The organism is Streptomyces axinellae (assembly GCF_039532135.1).
Classification (GTDB): domain Bacteria; phylum Actinomycetota; class Actinomycetes; order Streptomycetales; family Streptomycetaceae; genus Streptomyces; species Streptomyces axinellae.
Map to the genome: position 1 here is coordinate 151,488 of NZ_BAAARJ010000001.1, position 21,631 is coordinate 173,118.

Sequence of the window (21,631 nt, forward strand, 5' to 3'; positions counted from 1 at the left end):
ATGCACACGCCTGGCGTGGTCGGTCTTTGGGGGCGCAAACGGCGTTTGTCCAACCGAAAGCCATTACGTGCGTGCCCGGGATACGTCAAGCTGACACCGTTGATGCGAAATTGGCTCGGCGTCATGCTGTGAATGGCCATCCATCTGTTTCTTGGAGGAAGCCTTGAGTGCTGTGCAGAATTTCGAGACCGAATACGTGGAAATGTATGTCGAGAATCTGGAGGAGGCCGCGTTCGGCTGGGTGGAGAAGTACGCATTCGCCGTCTCCGGTACGAGCCGCTCGGCGGACCACCGGAGCGTCACACTGCGGCAGGGGCCGATAAAGCTGGTCCTCACCGAACCGACGTCGGATCGTCATCCGGCGGCGGCCTACCTCCAGACGCACGGCGACGGCGTGGCCGATATCGCGCTGCGCACCCCGGACGTGACCGCCGCTTTCGAGGCTGCCGTGCGGGGCGGGGCGGTCGCTGTCCGCGAGCCGGCGCGGCTCACCGGGACCGAGCCGCACGGGCCGGCCGTCACGGCAGCCGTCATCGGTTTCGGCGATGTGGTGCACACCCTGGTCCAGAGCGACGAAACCACCGCCGCGCCGGACGCGAACGGCCATCGCGGGGGAGACGTGGGCCTGCTCGGGATCGATCACTTCGCGGTCTGCCTGAGCGGGGGCGACCTCGGTCCTACGGTGGCGTTGTACGAGCGGGCACTGGGATTCCGGCAGATATTCGAGGAGCACATCGTCGTCGGTGCCCAGGCGATGAACTCCATCGTCGTGCAGAGCGCGTCGGGAGCGGTCACCCTCACGTTGATCGAGCCCGACGGGAGCGCCGACCCGGGCCAGATCGACGACTTCCTCAAGGAGCACCACGGGGCCGGCATCCAGCACATCGCATTCACCAGCGACGACGCGGTCCGCTCGGTCCAGGCGCTGTCCCGGCGCGGGGTGGAGTTCCTGCAGACGCCCGGTGCCTACTACGACATGCTCGGTGAGCGGATCGCGCTGGAGACGCACAAACTGGATGATCTGCGGGCGACGAACGTGCTCGCTGACGAGGATCACGGCGGCCAGATGTTCCAGATCTTCACCGCTTCCGCCCATCCGCGGCGGACGATCTTTTTCGAGATCATCGAGAGGCAGGGGGCGCAGACCTTCGGCAACTCCAACATCAAGGCCCTGTACGGGGCCGTGGAGCTGGAACGGACCGGGCAGAACGAGCCGGGCGCCGCTCGACGATGACGTACGTCTGCCTGGCCGACCTCGAACGCGCCGCCCAGGGAGTCCTCCCCGGCGAGATCTGGGATTTCCTCGCCGGGGGCAGCGGCACCGAGGCATCTCTGGCGGCCAACCGCACCGCCTTCGAGCGGACCTTCGTGGTGCCCCGGATGCTGCGTGACCTGACCGACAGCAGCACCGAGACCGACATCCTCGGCCGGCGCGCCGAATTGCCGATGGCCGTCGCGCCGATTGCGTACCAGCGGCTGTTCCATCCCGAGGGCGAGCTCGCGGCGGCCCGCGCGGCTCGGAACGCCGGTGTGCCGTACATCATCTGCACGATGAGCAGCATTCCGCTGGAGGAGATCGCGGCGGTCGGCGGTCGGCCGTGGTTCCAGCTGTACTGGCTGCGCGACCAGAAACGATCCCTGGAATTGGTGCGCAGGGCGGAGGACTCCGGCTGCGAGGCGATCGTGCTCACCGTCGATGTGCCGTGGATGGGGCGGCGGTTGCGTGACATGCGCAACGGCTTCGTGCTGCCGGAGGGGGTGACGGCTGCCAACTTCGAAGCGGGCGCGGACGTGCACCGCCGTACCCGGGGGGTCTCGGCCGTGGCCGCCCACACCGCACGCGAGTTCGCCCCGGCCGACTGGGACTCCGTGGCGGCGGTGTGCGCGCGCACGAACCTGCCGGTGGTGCTCAAAGGGATTCTCGCTGTCGAGGACGCCCGCCGTGCCGTCGAGGCGGGTGTCAGCGGCATCGTGGTGTCCAACCACGGAGGCCGTCAACTGGACGGCGCCGTGCCCGGGATCGAGGTGCTGGGCGAGGTCGCCGCCGCGATCGCCGGCGGCTGTCAGGTGCTGATGGACGGCGGAATCCGCAGTGGCGGAGACGTCCTCAAGGCGGTCGCCCTCGGCGCCTCGGCCGTGCTGGTGGGGCGGCCCGTGATATGGGGGCTGGCCACGGCGGGCGAGGACGGCGCGCGACAGGTGCTCGAACTGCTCGCCGCCGAACTCCGGGACGCGATGGGCCTGGCGGGCTGCGAGTCGGTGCACGCGGCCGGCCGGCTGAGCACGAGGGGGCCCCGGTATGGCTGATGCTCCGCCGGAGGGGCCCGGCGGCGACACCGGCCCCCGGCGGGGTTCCGGCTACGACGGCGAACGGCTCCGCACCGCCTCCTGCCAGGCTGGTCGAGGCGCGCTGTCCGCGGTGAACCCGGCGAATGGTGGTGCTGCGTCTGGTAGTTGAAACCCCGGGAATGTCCGCCCGGCTGTCACGAGGCGGCCAAGCCGCGTTCATGGCATCCGTTGAGACCCGCGAAAGGTGAGATTGATGACCGCGTCACAGATAAAGCCGGTGCGCCGTAGCAAGCTCAGGACATGGAGCTGGATGTATCGATGACGACCAGTATCGCGCCGGCTGCGGACCTTCCCGTCCTCACCGGACCAACCGAGATCACCAGGTGCGCCGGCGTCGGGACCGCGGTCTCCGACACGTCCTACTCCCAACCCGAGCTGCTCGAAATTCTCGGCATCGAGGATCCCAGGATCCGATCTGTCTTCCTGAACAGCGCGATTGACCGGCGCTTTCTCACGCTTCCGCCGGACGGGCCTGATGGAGTGCGCGTATCGGAACCCCAGGGCGATCTCCTGGACAAACACAAGAAGATCGCTGTCGACATGGGGTGCCGCGCGCTCGAAGCCTGCCTGAAGTCGGCGGGAGCGACGCTTTCGGACCTGCGTCACCTGTGCTGCGTCACCTCGACCGGCTTCCTGACTCCCGGCCTGAGCGCACTGATCATCCGTGAACTCGGTGCAGACCCGCACTGCAGCCGTTCGGACATTGTCGGCATGGGATGCAATGCGGGTCTGAACGCGCTCAACGTGGTCGCGGGCTGGTCCGCTGCGCACCCGGGTGAGCTCGGCGTCGTCCTGTGCAGCGAGGCATGTTCCGCTGCCTACGCCCTGGATGGCACGATGCGGACCGCGGTGGTCAACAGCCTGTTCGGCGACGGAGCCGCCGCCCTCGCCCTCGTCTCCGGTGAGGAGCGGGTGCCCGGCCCCCGCGTGCTGAAGTTCGCGAGCTACATCATCACCGACGCGCTCGACGCGATGCGCTACGACTGGGACCGGGGCCAGGACCGGTTCAGTTTCTTCCTCGATCCGCAGATTCCCTACGTGGTCGGTGCGCACGCCGAGATCGTCGTCGAGAGTCTGCTGTCCGGTACGGGGCTGCGCCGCAGCGACATCAGCCATTGGCTGGTGCACTCCGGCGGCAAGAAGGTGATCGACGCCGTCGTGGTCAACCTCCGCCTGAGCCGGCACGACGTCCGGCACACCACCGGTGTGCTCCGCGATTACGGGAACCTCTCCAGCGGCTCCTTCCTCTTCTCCTACGAGCGACTCGCCGAAGAGGAGGCCGCCCGGCCTGGCGACTACGGCGTACTGATGACCATGGGGCCCGGCTCCTCGATCGAAACGGCGCTGATCCAATGGTGACGCGTGCGGAAACGGATGGCGAACTGATGCTGCGCTTGGACGGCACTCGGCCGCTGTCGGCCGCGTCGGTCGAGGAGATGGCCGACCTCTGCGACCGCGCCGAGGACCATCGGGAATCCGGCCCGGTCACCATCCACGTCACGGGTGTCCCACCAGCCGGCTGGTGGACCGAGCTGACCGTCGGCATGGTCTCCAAATGGGAACGGGTGGTGCGCCGGTTCGAACGACTCGGCCGGCTCACGGTCGCGGTGGCGTCGGGCGACTGCGCCGGAACGGCCCTGGACGTTCTCCTCGCCGCCGACGTCCGGATCGTCACTCCTGGCACCCGGTTGCTGCTCTCATGGGCAGGCGGTGCCACCTGGCCGGGGATGACCGTGTACCGGCTCACCCACCAGGCCGGTGCGGCAGGCATCCGGCGGGCCGTGCTGCTCGGGGCCCCGATCGAGGCGGACCGCGCGCTCGCGCTCAACCTGATCGACGAGGTGACCGAGGATCCGGCGACGACGCTTGCCGGCCTGGCCGAGGCGGCCGGTGCCATGGACGGCGCGGAGATGGCGATTCGCCGGCAGCTGATTTTCGAAGCCGGCTCGACCACCTTCGAGGACGCGCTCGGCGCGCACCTGGCCGCGGCGGACCGGGCCCTGCGACGGGGAGCCGTGTCGTGACCGCGGGTTCCACGACTCTGCCGCCAGGGCCGCTGCTCGACCACCGGGCCCTGGCGAAGGCGGCCCAGCGAGTCGACGATCTGCTCGCCGGCCTGCCCTCGCATCCCGTGCGGACTCCTGAGCAGCGCGAAGCCGCGTCCTCGGCACTGGACGAGATCAGGGCGATGCGCACGGACTACATGGAGGCGCACGCCGAGGAGATCTACGACGCACTCACCGCGGGCCGGACCCGGTACCTGCGCATCGACGAACTCGTCCGGACCGCCGCCCGGGCCTTCCCCGGCCTGGTGCCCACTGAGGAACAGATGACGGCCGAACGCGCCCGGCCGCAGGCGGAGAAGGAAGGGCGCGAGATCGATCAGGGCATATTCCTGCGCGGAATCATGCGCGCCCGGACAGCCGGTCCCCACCTGCTCGACGCCATGCTCCGGCCCACCCCCCGGGCGCTGCGGCTGCTGCCCGAATTCACCGAGACCGGCGTCGTGCGGATGGACGCGGTCCGGCTGGAGCGCCGTGACGGCGTCGCGTACCTGACCCTGTGCCGGGAGGACTGCCTGAACGCCGAGGACGTCCAGCAGGTCGACGACATGGAGACCGCGGTCGATCTGGCGCTGCTCGACCCCTCCGTCCGGGTGGGACTGCTGCGGGGCGGGGAGATGAGTCATCCCCGGCATCAGGGACGCCGGGTGTTCTGCGCGGGCATCAACCTCAAGAAGCTCAGCTCGGGCGACATCCCGCTGGTGGATTTCCTGCTGCGGCGGGAGCTGGGCTACATCCACAAGATCGTTCGTGGCGTGTTCACGGACGGATCGTGGCATTCGCGGTTGACCGACAAGCCCTGGATGGCGGCCGTCGATTCGTTCGCCATCGGCGGCGGGGCTCAGCTCCTCCTGGTCTTCGACCATGTGCTGGCGGCGTCCGACGCCTACATCAGCCTGCCCGCGGCCACGGAGGGGATCATTCCCGGGGCGGCGAACTTCCGGCTCACCCGGTTCACCGGGCCACGCATGGCCCGGCAGGTGATCCTCGGCGGCCGTCAGGTGCGGGCGGACGAGCCGGACGCACGGTCGCTCGTGGACGAGGTCGTCTCGCCGGAGGAGATGGACGCGGCGATCGGTGGCGCACTGGCCCGCCTCCGCGGAGACGCCGTGCTGGCCAACCGGCGCATGGTGAACCTGGCCGAGGAGCCGCCCGCGGAATTCGTCCAGTACATGGCCGAGTTCGCCCTGCAGCAGGCGCTGCGCATCTACGGTGCGGACGTGATCGGCAAGGTCGGCAGGTTCGCGGCGGGATCGGCATGAGCGATCCCCCTTCCGGGAGGGTCCTGGGGAGATCCCGGGTGCCCCGGGGTGAGCCAGTGCACGGCCAGGACCCTGCCGGGGTCGCGGGAGAGGCCGAGTTCCTCCCGGACTTCGCGCCGGCACGCCGCCTCGGGACTCTCGCCCGGCTCGGCGCCGCCTCCCGCCCGCAGCCACTGGCTGCGGTAGGTCGGCTTCAACAGCAGGACGCGGCCCAGCTCGTCGGTGAACAGGGCTGCCGCGACCAGCCGGACCGCGTGCCGGGAGTGGGCGTACTCCTCCTGACTCGTCCTCGGCTGCTCCGGGACCTGTGAGGTGCTTCGAGCCGGTGAATCCATCTCGGCCTCCACGACGTGGACGGTCGGTCGGTACGACAACCGTGCGGCGGGAGACCGCCGTACGGGAGGGGCGAAGGTCAGGGCGTAGGCGGCTGCTCCAGGTAGCAGACCGAGCCGCTGCGGCGGGCCTCGGCCACCGCGGCGAGACGGCGGAAGGCGAAGCCGCTCATCCGGGTGCGCCAATCCTCCAGCGGGCGGATCGCGACTTCGGTGTGCTCATCCGGGTCCAGGACGATGCGGTCGATCTGGTCCTGGTCGAGCCGGCCGCCGTCGAAGACGAAGCCGACCTTGTGGGTGGTCCAGTCGCCGAGGGGCGGCAGGAAGTGCACGGCCGGCAGCCGTGGCACATCGGCGATGTGCAGGCCCGTCTCCTCCATGCACTCGCGGACCGCGCAGCCCCACGGTGTCTCGCCCGGGTCGTCCAGATTGCCGCCGGGCCACTGCCACACCGCCGGATTGCGGACGGCGCGCAGTTGGATCGGCCGGTCGGCCTGGTCGGTGACGAAGAAGCATCCGTAAATGGTGGCTTTGGGCAGGGTGGCGATGTACTGCTCGGGCGGAAGCCAGGTACCGCTCATGCCGTCTCCTGAAAGGTCTCGTTGTCGAAGCCGGGGGCCGCGACCTCCTCCCGGCCCTTCACGCGGAGGCCCCCCTCGTGCGGACGCTCCGCGCAGCCGGGGTGAAGCACACCCGGCCGCACCGCCGGTCGCCGGCCTGGTACCGGTGTGGAGGGCGGCTCGCGGCGGCGCCGTCAACCGGACGCCACGGGCGCGGAACGGGCAGCTCGCCGAGATGGCGATGTTCGATTGCGGCCAAGGCGGGTGCTGAATCGGACCGGGGTGCCACGGTGTCCTCCGGATGGGCGCGTGAGGGGTACTGGCGCCCTAAGAACAGGGCCGCAGAGGGTGTGCCGTTACGGGTAATAGATGGACAGGTGTTCTGGGTGGCGGGGGTTTGCCCACCCTGGTAGGCGCGTTGGATTCCGGTGTCATTCGAACGGAGGGCAGTCACCCTTGCGGGCCCCCTTACGGTTACCGGCATCGTGGATGCCGCACCCGCACCCTGGGAAGGCCGTGGAGGGCCGGCGGCTCCAGCGGCTGGAGCCGGATCCGTACACGGCGCGCGTCGTGCTGCGCGTCTTCCGTGCGTACCTGCGCGGACACGGCCTACGTCATCGCAGAGGGGCTGACCAGAGATGGTGCCCTCTGCCCATCGGCACACGACCGCGGTAGGAATGCGCATCTGTCCTCAGATCTCGACCTCCTACGACGGCTGGCCCGGACTCTTGGCAGGGCATCACACGTAGGAAGACGGCCAGCCCTGTGCGATGGCAGGGCCCGTCTGCGTCGGCGGGAATCGGGAGACATCCTGCGGCGCTTGACGGTGAGGCACGGGCCCGCTCGGTAGCTTCCGGGTATGGATGCATCCGAAGGCGTACGTGAACTGCCGATCCGCACAGTCCGGACAGTCCGCACGGAGAGAGCGCTCTCCACCACGGAACGCCCCGCGTGAGTGCTCCGGTTTCCGCCTCTCTCCTGAGTCCGCGGCTCGCCCGCCTGCGTGCGGTCGTGTTCGATACCGACGGAGTGCTGGTCGACTCCGCTCGTCTCCATGCCGCTGCCTGGAAGGTGGCCTTCGATGCTCTGCTGGAAGCCGCGCCGCCTTCCTCCTCCGAAAGCCGGCGGCCCTTCGGCACGGAGGAGTACCGCCGGTATGTGGACGGCCGGCCGCGGATCGAGGGGGCCGGTGCGTTCCTGGCATCGCGCGGGATCCGGCTGCCGCTCGGGGACGAGAAGGACGCCCCGGGCATCGACAGCGTATGGGCGGTCGCCGCGCGTAAGGAGCAGGACTTCACGGCGAGGCTGCGTACCGGAGAGGTCCGGGTGTGGCCGGGTACCGTCCGCCTGCTGAGCGTCTTGCGGGCGGCACGGGTGCCGTGCGCCGCGGTGTCCGCCTCGCGCCACGCTCGCGAACTGTTGACGCGTACGGGGTTGTTGGTTCCCCCGCTGGTTGTGCTGGTGGACGGCCAGGAGGCGGTGCGGCTGGGTCTGGCCGGAAAGCCCGAGCCTGACCTGTTCAGAGAAGCGGCGGCGCGGCTGGAGACCGCGGTCCTGGACACAGCGGTGGTCGAGGATGCGCTGGCCGGGGTGGAGGCTGGGCGCCGCGGTGGCTTCGGGCTGGTGGTGGGAGTGAACCGCAGCGGAGATCCGGATGGTGCGGACGACTTGCTCGAATATGGGGCTGACCTGGTCGTCGACGATCTGGGCGACCTTGTGGAACAGGGAAGAGACGCGTGAGGGGCCCGCACCGCCGTACTGGCTGTCGTCGGCGGGCGGTTCAACCGTGGGGGATGACCGCGACCGGGGGAGTGGCGTGATGCACGGCCGCTTGGGTGACGGGACCCAGCTGCGGTCCGAGGGCCGGATGACGGACTCGGCGCCCGACCACCAGCAGCGACGCGTCGTGTGAGGACGCGACGAGGTGGCGGGTGGCGTTGCCGGGCGCCACGCTCTCTTCCACGGTCACCCCGGGGTGTCGCTCCCGCCAGGGACGGAGCACCTTGGTGAGCATTTCCCGCTCCCGCCTCTCCAGGTCGCCTCGGAGCCGCTGGTCCACCATTCGCGGGCCGTAGGAGAAGACGGGCGGCACCCTCCACGCGTACACCGCGCGGAGGGCGGCGCCACGCAGGGCTGCGGTCTCGAAGGCGAATCGCAGCACCTGTTCGCTGGGCTGGACGAGGTCGAGTCCCACGGCGACGGGGCTGTCGCCGGGGTGCTGTGCGGGCGTCGCGCCTTCCTGGTCCTCGCCCTCGTCGAAGGGCGCACGGACCATCACCACGGGCCCCTCCGTGCGCGACAGGACTTCTTGCCCGACCGAGCCGAGAAGGTATCCGCCCACCCTGCCCAGTGCCCGGGAGCCGAGTACCAGGAGTGTTGTCTCCGGCGCCGGGTCGCTGAGTACATCGGCCGGCACTCCGGGCACGTTCCGGTGATCGATCCGGAGACCGGGATGGCGTTCCGCGAGCCGGCGCGCGGCCCGCCGGGGTACCCGCTCCACCCACTCCTGTTCTTTGTCCGGGTCGGCGGTGAGCGCGTAGGGCTGCCAGCTCCAGACGTGGAGCAGCTGGAGCGGGAGATCCCGTCGCTCGGCTTCGAAGGCCGCCCATTCGAGGGCCGCCTGGCTCTCCGCCGAACCGTCGAAACCGACTGTGACAGCGCTTTTCGTCATACCTGTCTCAGTCCTTCCGCTCCCGGCTTGGCCGTTCCGTTCCGTAGCCGAGTCAACCCGCTGGTGGGGTCGCCTGCACTTTTTCCGGTCCGGAGGGGACGCGGGCCCACCTGCCGGGCTGGCCGACACCGGGTCGAGGGGTCAACCTGGACAGGGGTGAGGGAGGTGAACGATGCCGACTACGGAGATCAACGACGAGACGGTGACGGGACTGGTCGGCGACGCGGTCGCGGCTCCGTCCATGCACAACGCGCAGCCCTGGCGGTTTCTCTATCACCGTGGCGATCACTTGATCGACCTCTATGCGGATCCTCTGCGAACGATGCCGACGGCCGACCCTGAAGACAGGGCTCTGAGGATCGGCTGCGGTGCGGCCCTGCTGAACCTGCGGGCAGCCGCCTGGCACGCCGGGCTGCGGCCTGATGTCTCGGTATCCAGTTCGCCCGACGGGGGCGGGCTGGTGGCCACAGTGCGGCTCCGTGGCGCTGATCCCGGAGAGATCGACTACGACCTCGCGGGTCTCTACGAAATGATCAAGGAACGGCACACGAGCCGGTATCCCTACGCGGACGAGCCGATTCCCGACGGTCTCAAGCAGCGGCTCACGGAGCAGGCCGCGGCCGAGGGAGCCAAGCTCAGCTTCCCCACCGGCTGGCATCTGTCTTTCATCCTGGAGGTCATGGAGGAGGCCGAGGCCGACGCGGAGTACGAAGGCGATCCCGACGAGCAGAAATGGGTGCGCACGGGCACCGCACAGTCCGACACCGCGCGGGACGGCATCACGGAGTACAGCCTCGGGTCCCGTAGGCGGGAGGGGCGAGCGCCGGTACGCAACTTCGCCCGTGGCCACGCGGCGACAGACCGGGGCGCAGCGGCATTCGAACGTATGCCGCAGATGGCGGTCGTCTCGACCGCTGAGGACGATCCCAAGGCGTGGCTGGCCGCCGGGCAGGCCATGGAGCGGGTACTCCTGCTGGCGACCCGGGAGGGGGTGGCCAGTTCCTTCGCCACTCAGGCACTGGAGAGGTCCCACCTGCGCTGGGTCCTGCGCGATCCGGTCCGCGGCGCCGGCCCGGTCCAGATGATCCTGCGTCTCGGCTACGGGCCGATGGGACCGCACACCCCGCGTCGTACCGTGCGGGACGTTCTGGAGATGGCTCCGTGAGGAGGCACCATGGGCACTCAGCGTGTACCGCCGACACAGGACACGGGCGCGGCAGATGCCTCCGACCCCGTCGAGAAGGCCCCGGACTCTCCCGGCGTCGGACTGCCCTCGCCGAGAACGGTGGGCGACGCGATGACGCACACGGTCGTCGCGGTGGGCCGCGAGGCCGACTTCAAGCGCATCGTGAGCACGATGCGGGAGTGGAACGTCAGTGCGCTGCCCGTGCTGGAAGGCGACGGCCGCGTGATCGGCGTCGTTTCCGAGGCCGACCTGCTCCCCAAGGAAGAGTGGCAAGGCCAGGATAGTCGCCTCCGCCCTCCCCCCGAGCCCTCCGAGGAACTCCGGAAAGCAGCGGGCGGGAGAGGCGCGGACCTCATGACCTCGCCGGCCGTCACCGTGCACCCGGACACACTTCTCAGTGAGGCGGCACGCGTCATGGCAGAGAAGAGCGTCAAGCGGCTGCCGGTCACCGACGACGCCGGTTACCTGAGAGGGATTGTCAGCCGCAGCGATGTGCTCAGCGTGTTCCTCCGGCCCGACGCGGAGATCGCCGACGAGATCCGGCGAGAGGTCGTCCACCCGCTTGCGCGGACCTTCGGCGAAGTACAGGTAGCCGTCAAGGACGGTGTGGTGACCCTCTCCGGCGACATCCGGGACCCCGACATCGTTCCGCTGATGGTGCGGATGGTGCTCTCTGTCGACGGTGTGGTGAACGTTCATTTCGCACCGTGACGAGGCGTCAGGAACGTTGGCCGACAGATCTGCTGCCGAGACGGCTGCGGAGTCTCTTCTGCCCAGAGTGCCGGTAAGGGGGGCGGAAGCCTCCGGCGCACTCAGCGCCGGACGGCGCGAGAAGGAGGGTTGACCATGAGCCATCGAACGGTCCGGGACCTGATGACCTGGCCTGCCGTGGTCGTGAGCCCCGGGACAGGGCTCAAGGACACCGCTCGGCTGTTTGCCGAGCACGACATCAGCGCCCTGCCCGTGGTCGACAACCAGGAACGTCCCGTGGGAGTGGTGTCCGAGGGGGACTTGCTGAGGGCTCAGGCCGAACTGCCGGAACCCGCCTCTCTGCTGCCGGTGGGCCGAGAGGGCCATCGGAGGCGGGGCCGGGACAAGAGGGGATTCGGTACCGCGGGAGACTTGATGACGAGCCCCGCCGTGGTGGTCGAGCCCGAGCGGACGGTGGTGGAAGCCGCCCGGCTGATGCGGTCGAACGGCATCAAGCGACTTCCGGTGGTGGACGAATCCGGGCGAGTGACCGGCGTGCTGAGCCGCGCTGACGTACTGCGCGTCTTTCTCCGCAAGGACAGCGCCATCGAAGACGAGATCGTCGACGAGGTGCTCGCCCATGTCCTCGGACTGTCCAGGACACAGGTGGCGGTGAGTGTCGCGGACGGCGTGGTGAGCCTGCGCGGGGAGGTCGGCGGGGGCGACTCCCTGCCGTTGATCGAGCGGCTGTGCCGGAACGTCGACGGTGTCGTGGACGTGCGTCTCGATCTGACCGTGGCCGGGAAGGCAGGAGCGGGACCTGCCGGAATGTGATCCGGGACGCGGCCGGCAGGGGGCGTTTCCGGGGGCCCGGATGCCGCGGAGCGATGGCACGTTCACTGCCGCGATGCTGTGCTGATCTGGAGTGTCGCGGGCAAGAAGGCTGTCCGGCCGGGAGGGTGGTAGGTGATCAAGTCCTGTCATCGGGAGCCAGTACGTGGAGCGTGAGGTGGCGAGGTTGAGGGAAGCGGTGGCGGTCGGTGCCGACGGCTCGGCGGAGAGCATGGAGGCTGTCCGATGGGCGGCCTCGGAGGCCGTGTCGCGTGGTGCCGCGCTGCGCGTCGTCACCGGGGCCGGGCGATGGGCGGCGACTGCAACCGCGGCGGACGGCGGCGCGGATTCGTGGCCGCAGGAGAACGTGCGAGCGGCGGCACGAGTGGCTTCGGACGCCTGGCCGCAGCTTGAGGTCCGCGAGGAAGTGGTCGGCGAGGGCCCTGTCAAGGTCTTGCTGCGTGCGGCCGAGGAGTCGGAAGTACTGGTCATCGGCTCCCGCGCCCTCGGAGCGTTCACCGGATTCGCGGTCGGGTCGGTCGGCCTCTCGGTCATCGCCCACGTGAGAGCGCCGGTGGTCGCCGTTCGAAGTCACGACGGTGCGGAGAGCGGCTCCGCCGCGCCCGTGGTCGTGGGGGTGGACCTGGGGCATTCGTACGACCCGGTGCTCGGCTTCGCGTTCGAGGCTGCCGGTCGCAGAGGGACGGGAGTGCGGGTCGCACACGCGTGGAATGTCGAGTCGCTCTACTCGTACCCGTCCGCCCTGCCGAGTCCGCCAGTGGTCTCGAAGGTGGAGAGACGCGTGGGGCAGGAACTGGAAGAAGCACTCCGCCCCTGGCTGAGGAAATTTCCGCGGGTTCCGGTGGAACGGGCCGTGGCGATGGGCGGGGCCGCGCCCTTCCTGTTGGACGCGAGCACTGGCGGAAGCCTGCTCGTTGTGGGCCGGCGACTGCGCGGCCACCCCTTCCCCACCCGTATCGGGCCCGTTACCCACGCGGCTTTGCATCACGCGCAGTGCCCGGTGGCTGTGGTTCCGCATGAATAGGGAATCGCCGTGCGTCGCGTCAGAGCTTCTCCGGATCAGGTCGAGCGGTCGCGGGCGCCCGCGATAAGAGGGATATGCCGCGAGCAATCCGGCCAAGGGCGGTGAAGAGACGTATGACGGCGTGATTCCTGAGCCGGCTCAGCGGTGAATGCGGTGCGTGAGGACGCTCCTTCCGACGCCGTTGGACAGCAGCCCCGCGCGGGGGGAACCTGGAGACGGCCGGCACAATCGCGGGTCTGCCTTCCCCGGCGAAGGAGCGAGAAATGGCCCATGTCGTCACAGTGGGTATTGATGGCACGCTGGAAAGCTCGGCCGCAGCGGTATGGGCCGCCCAAGAAGCTGTGACCAGAGATTCCTCGCTCCAAGTTCTGCACGTGCGAATCGGGGACAGCGCACTCGACCCGGCGCTGGTACACGCCGAGACGGCGGTTCGGCACGCGGAGCAGGTACTCCGCGAGGCGACCGGGATGCTGGCGGACCGGTTCCCGGCTCTCTCCGTCGAGGGGAAGACGCCCGTCGGAGATCCCGCGCAGGTCCTCACGGAGTTCTCCCGGACATCGGAACTGCTGGTCGTCGGATCGCGTGGGCTCACTCCTCTGGGCGGATTCCTGGTCGGGTCCGTCGCCCTGCCCTCCGTGGCCCACGCCCATTGCCCAGTCGTGCTGGTCAGAGCCGACGGTGGCAACGCGGAGGAGAGGGCGGGATCCGAAACCGAGGCGGGGCGCCAGGAAGGTGAGTCGCGCAGCACCGTGGTCGGGGTGGATATCCGGCACCCGTGCGAGGTACTGCTGGATTTCGCCTTCGAGACCGCTCGGCGCCATTCGACGGAATTGAAAATTCTCCACGGCTGGGACCCGCCCCCTTATTACGGATCCCGGCCTTTTCCGCTGGCGGGTTTGGCCATCGAGGACCTTCTGGCGGAGCGCGCGGCCACATTGGCCGAGACGGTGCAACCGTGGCGCGACAAATACCCCGGAGTGACGGTGGACGCGCGGGCCGTGGGCGAACGGCCCGCCTCCCTGCTGGCGTACGCAGCCGAGGACGCCGGCTTGCTGGTGGTGGGCCGTCGTCGGCGAACACACGGCTTCGGTTCCCACGTCGGCCCGGTCGCGCATGCGGCCATGCACCACGCACGTGTCCCGGTCGCCGTCGTTCCGCATGCCTGAGTAGCCGCGGCCGTGCCCCGGATGTCGGAGAGGCGGACACCCTATGCCCGGAGAAACGACGACGGATCTGTACGAGGTGTCGATGGCGCTGGCGTACCTGCGTGAGGGAATGACGCAGCCTGCCACCTTCGATCTGATTGTCCGCGACCTCCCCGAAGGGCGGGGATTCCTGGTGATGGCCGGCCTGGAGCAAGTCGTCGATCATCTGACTGATTACCGGCTCGACTCCGAAGACCTCCGGGACTTCGCCTCGGCGCTGGGCCGGCCGCCGGAGGACCTTGAGCCGCTCCGGGGGCTGACGTTCACCGGCGAGGTGCGCGCCGTTCCCGAAGGCCGGGTTGTCCTGGGCGGGGGACCGGTACTGGAAGTGACCGCGCCTCTTCCGGTGGCCCAACTGGTGGAGAGCTACGTGCTGAACCAGATCAGCCACCAGACCACGCTCGCCTCCAAGGCGGCGCGGTGTGTACTCGCCGCCGACGGGCACCCCGTGGTGGATTTCTCTCTGCGCCGGACGCATGGAACCGGGGCCGCGCACCATGCCGCAAGGGCGGGGGCGATCACGGGATTCGCGGCGACGAGCAACGTCGCCGCCGCGCTCGAACTGGGCCTGCCTGCCGTGGGCACCATGGCCCACTCCTACATCGAGGCCATAGGCGCGGAAGACGCCGCCTTCCGGGCGTTCGCCCGCGCACACCCCGGACCGGTGACTCTCCTGGTCGACACCTATGAGACCCGACAGGGCGTGCACACCGCCGCCCGAGTCCTGCGCGAGTTGGACATCGCGGAGGGCTCGGCGATCCGCATCGACAGCGGCGACCTCGGCGACGAGGCGCGGCATGCCCGCGGCATCCTCGACACCTACGGGCTGAACACCGTGCGCATAGTCGCCAGCGGCAGCCTGGACGAATACGCGATCGACCGACTGGTGCGGGCGGGCGCGCCCATCGACATCTACGCCGTCGGCACTCGCGTGGGGACCTCGGCCGACGCCCCCTACCTGGATTCCGCCTACAAACTGGTCGAGTACGACTCCCGCCCCGTGATGAAACTGTCCGCCCGCAAAGTGACCCTTCCGGGACGCAAACAGGTTCACCGGCTGGAGGGCTTCCACGACGTCGTCGCACTCGCCGATGAACCACCGCCCGCATCCAGCCGCCCGCTGCTGCACACGGTCATCGAGGCGGGCACCCGTACAGCCCCGCCGCCCGGTCTCGAAGACCTGCGCGAGCGCTGCGCCGCCGACCTCGCCGCACTGCCTGAAGAAGCACGGCGGATCATCGGTCCGGTACCGCTGAGCTGTACGACCTCACCGCGACTGCGGGAGCTCGCCGACACAGTGCGGCGGAACATACGGGACGCCTATCTGCCGCACGCCTCGCGGTAGCCGTGGACCGCGAGGCCGCGGCCCGGCGTCGGGACTGAGGAGCGCCATGGACCATCTCTTGCGCCGAGCGTTCGCGGCGGTTCTGGGTCCGCGTCCCGAATCCCTCCTACTGGCCGTAACGGCCGCCACGCTGACAGCCGGGGGCGTCGCCTGGCTCGTCGGCGCCGGTGGCGTCGCCGACCTGTGCTGGGGACTGTGCACGGCGGCAGCCATCGTGCCCGCCGCAGCGTGGGTGCTGAGCGAGCTCCGAGCGCACCATGCCGGCGTGGACCTGATCGCGGTGCTCGCACTCGGCGGCACGCTGGCCGTCAGGGAGTACCTGGCCGGGGCGCTGATCGCCTTGATGCTCGCCACCGGCCGCACGCTGGAGACGGCCGCCCGGCGACGGGCTTCCCACGACCTGCGGGCCCTCCTGGAACACGCACCGCGCTCCGCCCGCCGCCGTACCGGCAGCGGCGTGCGGGCCGTACCGCTCGCCGAGGTCGCCGTCGGCGATCAGCTCGTCGTCGGCCCCGGGGAGGTCGTCCCCGTCGACGGCCGGGTGGCCGGAGCCACGGCCGTACTGGACGAGTCGGTGCTCACCGGAGAGCCCCTGGCCGTGGAACGTCCGGCCGGTCGGACGGTACGCAGCGGTGCGGTCAACGCCGGCGGCGCCTTCGACCTGCGGGCCACCGCCACCGCTGACGACAGCACGTATGCGGAGATCGTGCGACTGGCACGGCAGGCCGGAGCGGAGTCGGCCCCGCTCGTCCGCCTGGCCGACCGGTACGCCGCCTGGTTCCTGCCCCTGGCCGTCGCGGTCTCGGGCCTGGCCTGGCTGGTCAGCGGTTCCGCGGTGCGTGCGGTGGCGGTCCTGGTGGTGGCCACCCCGTGCCCGCTGCTTCTCGCGGCGCCGGTCGCCATCGTCTCCGGTCTCTCCCGGGCCTCCCGCCTCGGAGTGGTGATCCGCGACGGTGGCGCGCTGGAGAACCTCGGACGGGCCCGCACCCTGCTGCTCGACAAGACCGGCACGCTCACCGGTGGCCGACCGCACGTCCTCGACCTGGCCGCCGCACCCGGCTGGAGACCGGTCGACGTGCTGCGCATGGCGGCCTCGGCCGACCAGTACTCCCCGCACGTCCTGGCGCGGGCCATTGTCGATGCCGCCCGCGACCGAGGACTGGAACTGTCTCCGCCCACGGAGGCTACCGAGGAGCCGGGACGCGGCGCCGCCTGCACCCTCGACGGGCACCGGGTCACCGTCGGCCGCCTTGATCCCCGCCACGAGCTTCTCGGCTGGGCCCGTGCGGCGGACAACCGGGCTCTGCTGGACGGGGCGGCCCTCGCCTGGCTCACCGTGGACGGCCGCCCCGTCGGCGCGGTCCTCCTGCGCGACCCGCCGCGCCCGGACGCGCCGCGGACGCTGCGTCGCATGCGCACGGCGGGCATCCGACGGCTGGTGATGCTCACCGGTGACCGGCCGGAGCCGGCCCGCGAGACCGGAGCCGTCCTCGGACTCGACGAGGTGCGGGCGGAACTCACCCCGGCCGACAAGGTCGCCACTGTGCGCGACGAACGTGCACGGGCGATCACCGTGATGGTCGGGGACGGGGTGAACGACGCCCCGGCGCTCGCCGCCGCGGACATCGGTGTGGCCATGGGCGCCCGCGGCTCCACCGCATCCTCCGAGGCCGCGGACATCGTCCTGACCACCGACCGGGTGGACCGCCTCGCCGACGCCGTCGTCATCGCCGTGCGGGCACGGCACATCGCGGTGCAGAGCGCCCTCGGCGGCATGCTGATGTCACTGGCCGCCATGGCCGCTGCTGCCCTGGGGCTGCTCCCGCCCGCTGCGGGTGCCCTGCTCCAGGAAGGCATCGACGTCGTGGTCATCCTCAACGCGCTGCGGGCGCTGCGCCTTGGCCGGGCCGCGCGGCCTGCGCTCCCGCCGGCCGCGGAGGCGCTCGCCCACCGTTTCGCCGCCGAACACGACGACCTCCAGGAAGTCCTCGAAGCGGTACGCGACGCGGCCGACCGTCTCTCCGACAGCCCCGGGCCGGAGGCCCTCGCGGCGGTGGACCACGCGCACCGGTTGTTGACCGAACGTCTGCTGCCGCACGAACACGCCGAGGAACACCAGCTCTACCCCGCCCTCGCGTCCGCGCTCGGCGGTCCGGAGACCATGGCGGGCATGAGTCGCGCCCACGTCGAGGTCGAACGCCTCGCCAGGCGCATCGCCACCCACCTGGACCTTGCCCGTCCTCGCGAAACCCTGGCGCCGGAGCAGCTGGACGATCTGCGTGCCTGCCTGTACGGCCTGCACGCGCTGCTGCGCCTGCATTTCACGGAGGAGGAAGAGACGTATCTCTCCCTGGCCCCATGACATGTCCCGTCGCGTCCGGTCTCCTCGACCGGACGCGACGGAAGGCCGGTGACGAGTGCGTCCTCGTCGTCACCTGCCACGGCGACGACGAGGTAGCGGCTCAGCGCACGGCGGCCTCCCGACGGAATGGACCGCGTCCCCGATCCCGAGGAGAGCATCGTGCGCCGAGCCGCGGTCACCGCCTGCGGTGATCGCGACGTCTCCCGGCGGTGGCGGTTCCACCAGCGCCCCCCCGCAGGTGCGGTCGGCCACCGGTCCGGGGCTGCACCGGCTCCGTCATCGACACCCGGTACGGGCCCGTCCGGGTCGAGGTCACGCTCAGGGCGGGTGGCTGACCGCCGCACCGGTGCCCCGGCCATGCGACCGCTCTCAGCCACAGCTACCGGCCCCGCCTGGCCTGGCCTGGCCGTTTTCTACGCCACCGCCGCGCTGGGTCTGGGGCCCGATGCGACGGAACGGCTCGCGGGAACGGACGGATACGGCCTGCTGACCGTTTCGCGGGACGAAGTCGTCCCGGGCCCCGCTGGGCCGCTGCGGGAGTCCTCGTCGGGTCTCTCGCTCCGATCGCTGCCCGTGCACTCCGCGGGCAGAGCGTGGTCCGACGGGCTCGGGCGGGACACCGGCCGCTGGCGTGCCGCCGGCCCGGCCGGGCTGCCGTCAGCGGGCCGCGGGTTCCGGAACCACGAGGACGTGACTCCGTGCGTGGCGCAGCACTCCCTGGCTGACGGACCCCAGCAGCATGCCCGTGAAACCGCCGTGCCCGCGTGTTCCCACGACCAGTCCGAGGGCGCCCTCGGCGGCCTGGGACAAGACCTCGACGGGATGGCCGCGAACCACCTCGCGGTCGTAGGGGACACCGGGGTGCTCAGCTCGGGCGGTCGCGATCTCCTTGTCGAGGAGATGCTCTGCTTCCCGGACCGCGGCGCGTTCGTCCAGGACTCCCAGCCGTGGCGGCTGCCAGGCGTACCGGACCCTGACGGCGGCTTCCCGGGCGGCTGCTTGCGCGAACGCGAGGTGCAGCGCACGGGCCGAGGTCGGGCTGCCGTCGGCTCCGGCGACGAAGAACGGCGGCACGGCCGGTTCCGTGTTCTCCCGTACCACGGCGACCGGGCAGTGGACGTGGGCGATGACCGGACCCGCCACGGGCGATGCGGCGATGTGGTGGCTCTCCTGCCAGGGGCGGGTGCCGAGGACGAGCAGCGAAGCGCTCTTGGCATGTTCGCGCAGGGCCCAGATGGGGTCTTCTTCCTCAAGGACGGTGGACACCTCGACGTGAGGACAGCGCTTCAAGACGATCTGCGCTGCCGCTTCCAGGACCCGCTGACCCCGGTCGCGCAGGAGAACGATGAGGTCGGAGCCCATCTTGGGGTCGGTGTAGGCGGGAAAGAACATGGTCCAGGCGTGGAGCAGCAGGAGAGAGGCGCGCTGCCGTGCGGCTTCGTCAGCCGCCCACGTGAGCGCCGTCTGGCCAGCGGGGTCGGGATCGACCCCCACCAGGATGCGGGTACCGGTCAAGGCGGACCTCCATCGCGCGAGGTGTCCCTCGTACCAGAGGACCATCCGCCACGGCTGTCGGCCAGGCGAAGGGGCCCCTGCCCCGGAATCCAGGGGCTCCGCATCCCGGCAGCCGGACGGCCTTCCCTCTCCGCGTCGGCCGCGTCACCCGAGCGGCGCCGCCTCACGCGCGCGCTCCCGCTGCTGTGGTCCCGCACGGGTGCTCTCGCGTCGCCTCCGCCGCGCCCGGTGGAACTCGTCGGATCCCCAGATCAGGAACGGGAAGGTGAGCAGCAGGCCGAGGACCTCCGCGGGCGACATCCGTGCCGCCCACCCCCATGGCCACGCCGATGTGGGCACGGTGCAGGGCCGGGGCGTCGTTGACCCCGTCACCGGTCATGGCCACGATCTGCCCCTGGGCGCGCAGCGCGTCGGCGACCCGGAGTTTGGTCTCCGGCGAGGAGCGGGCGAAGACGATCTCGCACGGCTGTGTGAGCAGTTCGTCGAGTTCGTGGTCCGGCACGGACTCGGCAGCCGGGACGACCCGCAGCTCCGGTTCCCCGATACCCACCTCTCGCGCCACGGCCGCGGCCGTGGCGCCGTTGTCCCCGGTGACGATGTGGACGCGCAGCCCCGCCTCGTGGCAGCGCCGCACCGCGTCCGGTACCTCGTCCCTCGGAGGGTCGTAGAGACCGACAAGACCGAGCAGACGCAGGCCGCGCTCGGCGTCGCCCCGGTCAATCGGGGCAGGCGTACCGGCAGCCAGCTCGCGAGTCGCGACCGCCAGGACGCGCAGTCCGGCGCCGGCCATCTCTTCCCCGGCCGCCTGCGCCCTCGCCGCGCACTCGTCGTCCTGAAGCCGGGACAGGACCGCTTCGGGGGCGCCTTTCACGCTGATCACCAGCCGGTCCCCGTCCATCGCGACGACCGACATGAGGCGCAGGCGCGGGTCGAACCGGAACACGGCCCGGCGCCGTTCGTCGCGCGCTCGCGGGTCCGGCGTCTCGCCGAGCAGCCCGGCGCCCTCCACGAGCGCCGTCTCGGTCGGATCTCCGGCCCACTGACCGTGCTCGTCGAGGCCGACGCTGCTGCACTCCGTCATCGCGCGGGCCAGTTCGCGTGCGTCCTCGCCCGCGGTCGGGAACTCTTCCTGCCCGCGGGCGCCGCCGTCCGGCGTCCAGACCGACCGGAGCCGCATCCGGTTCTTCGTCAGGGTTCCGGTCTTGTCTGTGCAGATCACGTGGGTGGAGCCCAGCGTTTCCACCGCGCTGAGCCGTTTGACGACCGCCCCTCGCCGGGCCAGCACGCGTACCCCCACGGCGAGGGCCAGCGTGATGATCGGGAGCAGACCTTCCGGGACGTTGGCGACCAGCAGACCGATGGCGAAGGTCAGCGCGTCCCGCAGGGGAAGGCCCGTCGCGGATCCCACGACGAGGAAGGCCGCGCCCATACCGGTCGCCACCATCGCGATGAGCCATGCGACGCGTTTGACCTGATGCTCCAGCGGGCTCTCCTCGCGGCGGGTGTGCTGGCTCAGGGCCGCGATCCGGCCCAGCTCGGTGCGTCCTCCGGTCGCGAACACGATCGCCCGCGCCCGTCCCCCGAGGCACGCCGTCCCGCTGAAGACGAGGTTGGGCTCCCGCAGGGTCGGCAGGCCGGCCGGTGCCTCGCCGGTGGTCCGCTCCACTGGTGCGGACTCCCCCGTCAGCATGGAGAGGTCCACTTCCAGGGCCCCCTCGACCAGCCGTCCGTCGGCCGGAACCTTGTCGCCCTCCGCCAGGACGATCACATCCCCCGGGACCAGGTCGCGGGCCTCGACGGTCTTCTCCGCGCCGTCCCGCACGACGGTGGTCCGGTCGGGCAGGTATCCGGCCAGAGCCTCGACCGCGCGCTCGGCCTGCCGTTCCTGGAGGAGCGCGAACGCCGCGTTGAGGAGCACCACCGCGACGATGGCGAAACCCAGGACCGCGGTTCCGGCGACGAACGCCAGGGCGGCGGCGCCCCACAGCAGCAGGGCGAGAGGGTGGACAAGTTGCTGCACGGCCTCTTGCCCCAGCCGGTTGCGCTGCTCGCGGCGCACCTCGTTCGGACCGTGGACCGCCCGCCGGCGCTCCGCTTCTCTGCTGGAGAGACCGCGGGAGCTGGTTCTCAGCTCCGCACGCAGCCGGGGGAGCGGCTCGCGGGGGTCCACGTCCTCTTCTCCCGCCGGGCCGGCGGGGGGTGTCGTGTCCACGAC

The 21,631-nt window shown here is 70.6% G+C and carries 18 protein-coding genes; 13 read left to right on the forward strand and 5 right to left on the reverse strand.

Annotated features, from left to right (window positions below):
• Window positions 1–202 precede the first annotated feature (202 nt).
• The 5 genes from hppD (at window position 203) to dpgC (ending at window position 5,674) form a co-directional block, all read left to right on the forward strand.
• Entirely contained in the window at window positions 203–1,234 is a 1,032-nt protein-coding gene (gene hppD / locus ABD339_RS00515; RefSeq protein ID WP_425575856.1) for a 4-hydroxyphenylpyruvate dioxygenase, read from the forward strand.
• The gene (locus tag ABD339_RS00520; protein WP_344560958.1) at window positions 1,231–2,307 is read left to right on the forward strand and encodes an alpha-hydroxy acid oxidase; all 1,077 of its coding nucleotides are present in this window, start codon (window positions 1,231–1,233) and stop codon (window positions 2,305–2,307) included. The genes hppD and ABD339_RS00520 overlap by 4 nt, the downstream gene beginning before the upstream one ends.
• Before the next feature lie 282 nt (window positions 2,308–2,589).
• Window positions 2,590–3,708, forward strand: a complete 1,119-nt coding sequence (dpgA, locus tag ABD339_RS00525; protein ID WP_344560960.1) for a 3,5-dihydroxyphenylacetyl-CoA synthase DpgA — start codon at window positions 2,590–2,592, stop codon at window positions 3,706–3,708.
• Window positions 3,702–4,373 (forward strand): enoyl-CoA-hydratase DpgB, encoded by a 672-nt coding sequence (gene dpgB / locus ABD339_RS00530; RefSeq protein ID WP_344560962.1) that lies wholly within the window; start codon window positions 3,702–3,704, stop codon window positions 4,371–4,373. The genes dpgA and dpgB overlap by 7 nt, the downstream gene beginning before the upstream one ends.
• Entirely contained in the window at window positions 4,370–5,674 is a 1,305-nt protein-coding gene (gene dpgC, locus ABD339_RS00535; protein ID WP_344560964.1) for a (3,5-dihydroxyphenyl)acetyl-CoA 1,2-dioxygenase DpgC, read from the forward strand. The genes dpgB and dpgC overlap by 4 nt, the downstream gene beginning before the upstream one ends.
• On the opposite strand, the gene ABD339_RS00540 is transcribed toward dpgC, so the two are convergent.
• On the reverse strand, window positions 5,620–6,009 hold the full coding sequence (locus ABD339_RS00540; RefSeq protein ID WP_344560966.1) for an NUDIX domain-containing protein: 390 nt from the start codon (window positions 6,007–6,009) through the stop codon (window positions 5,620–5,622). The two genes, dpgC and ABD339_RS00540, sit on opposite strands and share 55 nt — an antisense overlap.
• A 77-nt stretch (window positions 6,010–6,086) precedes the next feature.
• A complete protein-coding gene (locus ABD339_RS00545; RefSeq protein WP_344560968.1) occupies window positions 6,087–6,587 on the reverse strand; it encodes an NUDIX domain-containing protein in 501 nt (166 codons plus the stop codon).
• Window positions 6,588–7,577: 990 nt separating this feature from the next.
• On the opposite strand from ABD339_RS00545, the gene ABD339_RS00550 reads away from it, so the two are divergent.
• Window positions 7,578–8,306 carry an HAD family hydrolase gene (locus ABD339_RS00550; RefSeq protein WP_344560970.1) on the forward strand — a complete coding sequence of 243 codons (729 nt, stop codon included), beginning with the start codon at window positions 7,578–7,580 and terminating at the stop codon, window positions 8,304–8,306.
• A 40-nt stretch (window positions 8,307–8,346) separates the two neighbouring features.
• Here the strand turns inward: ABD339_RS00550 and ABD339_RS00555 are convergent, their stop codons facing one another.
• The gene (locus tag ABD339_RS00555; RefSeq protein WP_344560972.1) at window positions 8,347–9,237 is read right to left on the reverse strand and encodes a universal stress protein; all 891 of its coding nucleotides are present in this window, start codon (window positions 9,235–9,237) and stop codon (window positions 8,347–8,349) included.
• 172 nt (window positions 9,238–9,409) lie between these two features.
• Between ABD339_RS00555 and ABD339_RS00560 the strand changes: the two genes are divergently transcribed.
• From ABD339_RS00560 to ABD339_RS00590, 7 genes are all read left to right on the forward strand, one after another.
• Window positions 9,410–10,402: an Acg family FMN-binding oxidoreductase gene (locus tag ABD339_RS00560; RefSeq protein WP_344560974.1), complete on the forward strand. Its 993-nt coding sequence runs from the start codon at window positions 9,410–9,412 to the stop codon at window positions 10,400–10,402.
• 9 nt (window positions 10,403–10,411) lie between these two features.
• Window positions 10,412–11,134 carry a CBS domain-containing protein gene (locus ABD339_RS00565; RefSeq protein ID WP_344560976.1) on the forward strand — a complete coding sequence of 241 codons (723 nt, stop codon included), beginning with the start codon at window positions 10,412–10,414 and terminating at the stop codon, window positions 11,132–11,134.
• Between the two features lie 135 nt (window positions 11,135–11,269).
• Entirely contained in the window at window positions 11,270–11,947 is a 678-nt protein-coding gene (locus ABD339_RS00570) for a CBS domain-containing protein (RefSeq protein WP_344560978.1), read from the forward strand.
• A 175-nt stretch (window positions 11,948–12,122) separates the two neighbouring features.
• Complete coding sequence (locus ABD339_RS00575) at window positions 12,123–12,989, forward strand: universal stress protein (RefSeq protein WP_344560980.1); 867 nt, start codon at window positions 12,123–12,125, stop codon at window positions 12,987–12,989.
• A 263-nt stretch (window positions 12,990–13,252) separates the two neighbouring features.
• Window positions 13,253–14,155 carry a universal stress protein gene (locus ABD339_RS00580; RefSeq protein WP_344560982.1) on the forward strand — a complete coding sequence of 301 codons (903 nt, stop codon included), beginning with the start codon at window positions 13,253–13,255 and terminating at the stop codon, window positions 14,153–14,155.
• A gap of 43 nt (window positions 14,156–14,198) precedes the next feature.
• Window positions 14,199–15,539: a nicotinate phosphoribosyltransferase gene (locus ABD339_RS00585; RefSeq protein WP_344560984.1), complete on the forward strand. Its 1,341-nt coding sequence runs from the start codon at window positions 14,199–14,201 to the stop codon at window positions 15,537–15,539.
• Window positions 15,540–15,585: 46 nt separating this feature from the next.
• Complete coding sequence (locus ABD339_RS00590) at window positions 15,586–17,901, forward strand: heavy metal translocating P-type ATPase (protein ID WP_344560986.1); 2,316 nt, start codon at window positions 15,586–15,588, stop codon at window positions 17,899–17,901.
• A gap of 657 nt (window positions 17,902–18,558) precedes the next feature.
• Here the strand turns inward: ABD339_RS00590 and ABD339_RS00595 are convergent.
• Together ABD339_RS00595 and ABD339_RS00600 are read right to left on the reverse strand one after the other, a co-directional pair.
• A complete protein-coding gene (locus ABD339_RS00595; protein WP_344560988.1) occupies window positions 18,559–19,416 on the reverse strand; it encodes a universal stress protein in 858 nt (285 codons plus the stop codon).
• 163 nt (window positions 19,417–19,579) lie between these two features.
• Window positions 19,580–21,628, reverse strand: coding sequence for a cation-translocating P-type ATPase (locus ABD339_RS00600; protein WP_344560990.1), 2,049 nt, complete (start codon window positions 21,626–21,628; stop codon window positions 19,580–19,582).
• Window positions 21,629–21,631 lie beyond the last annotated feature (3 nt).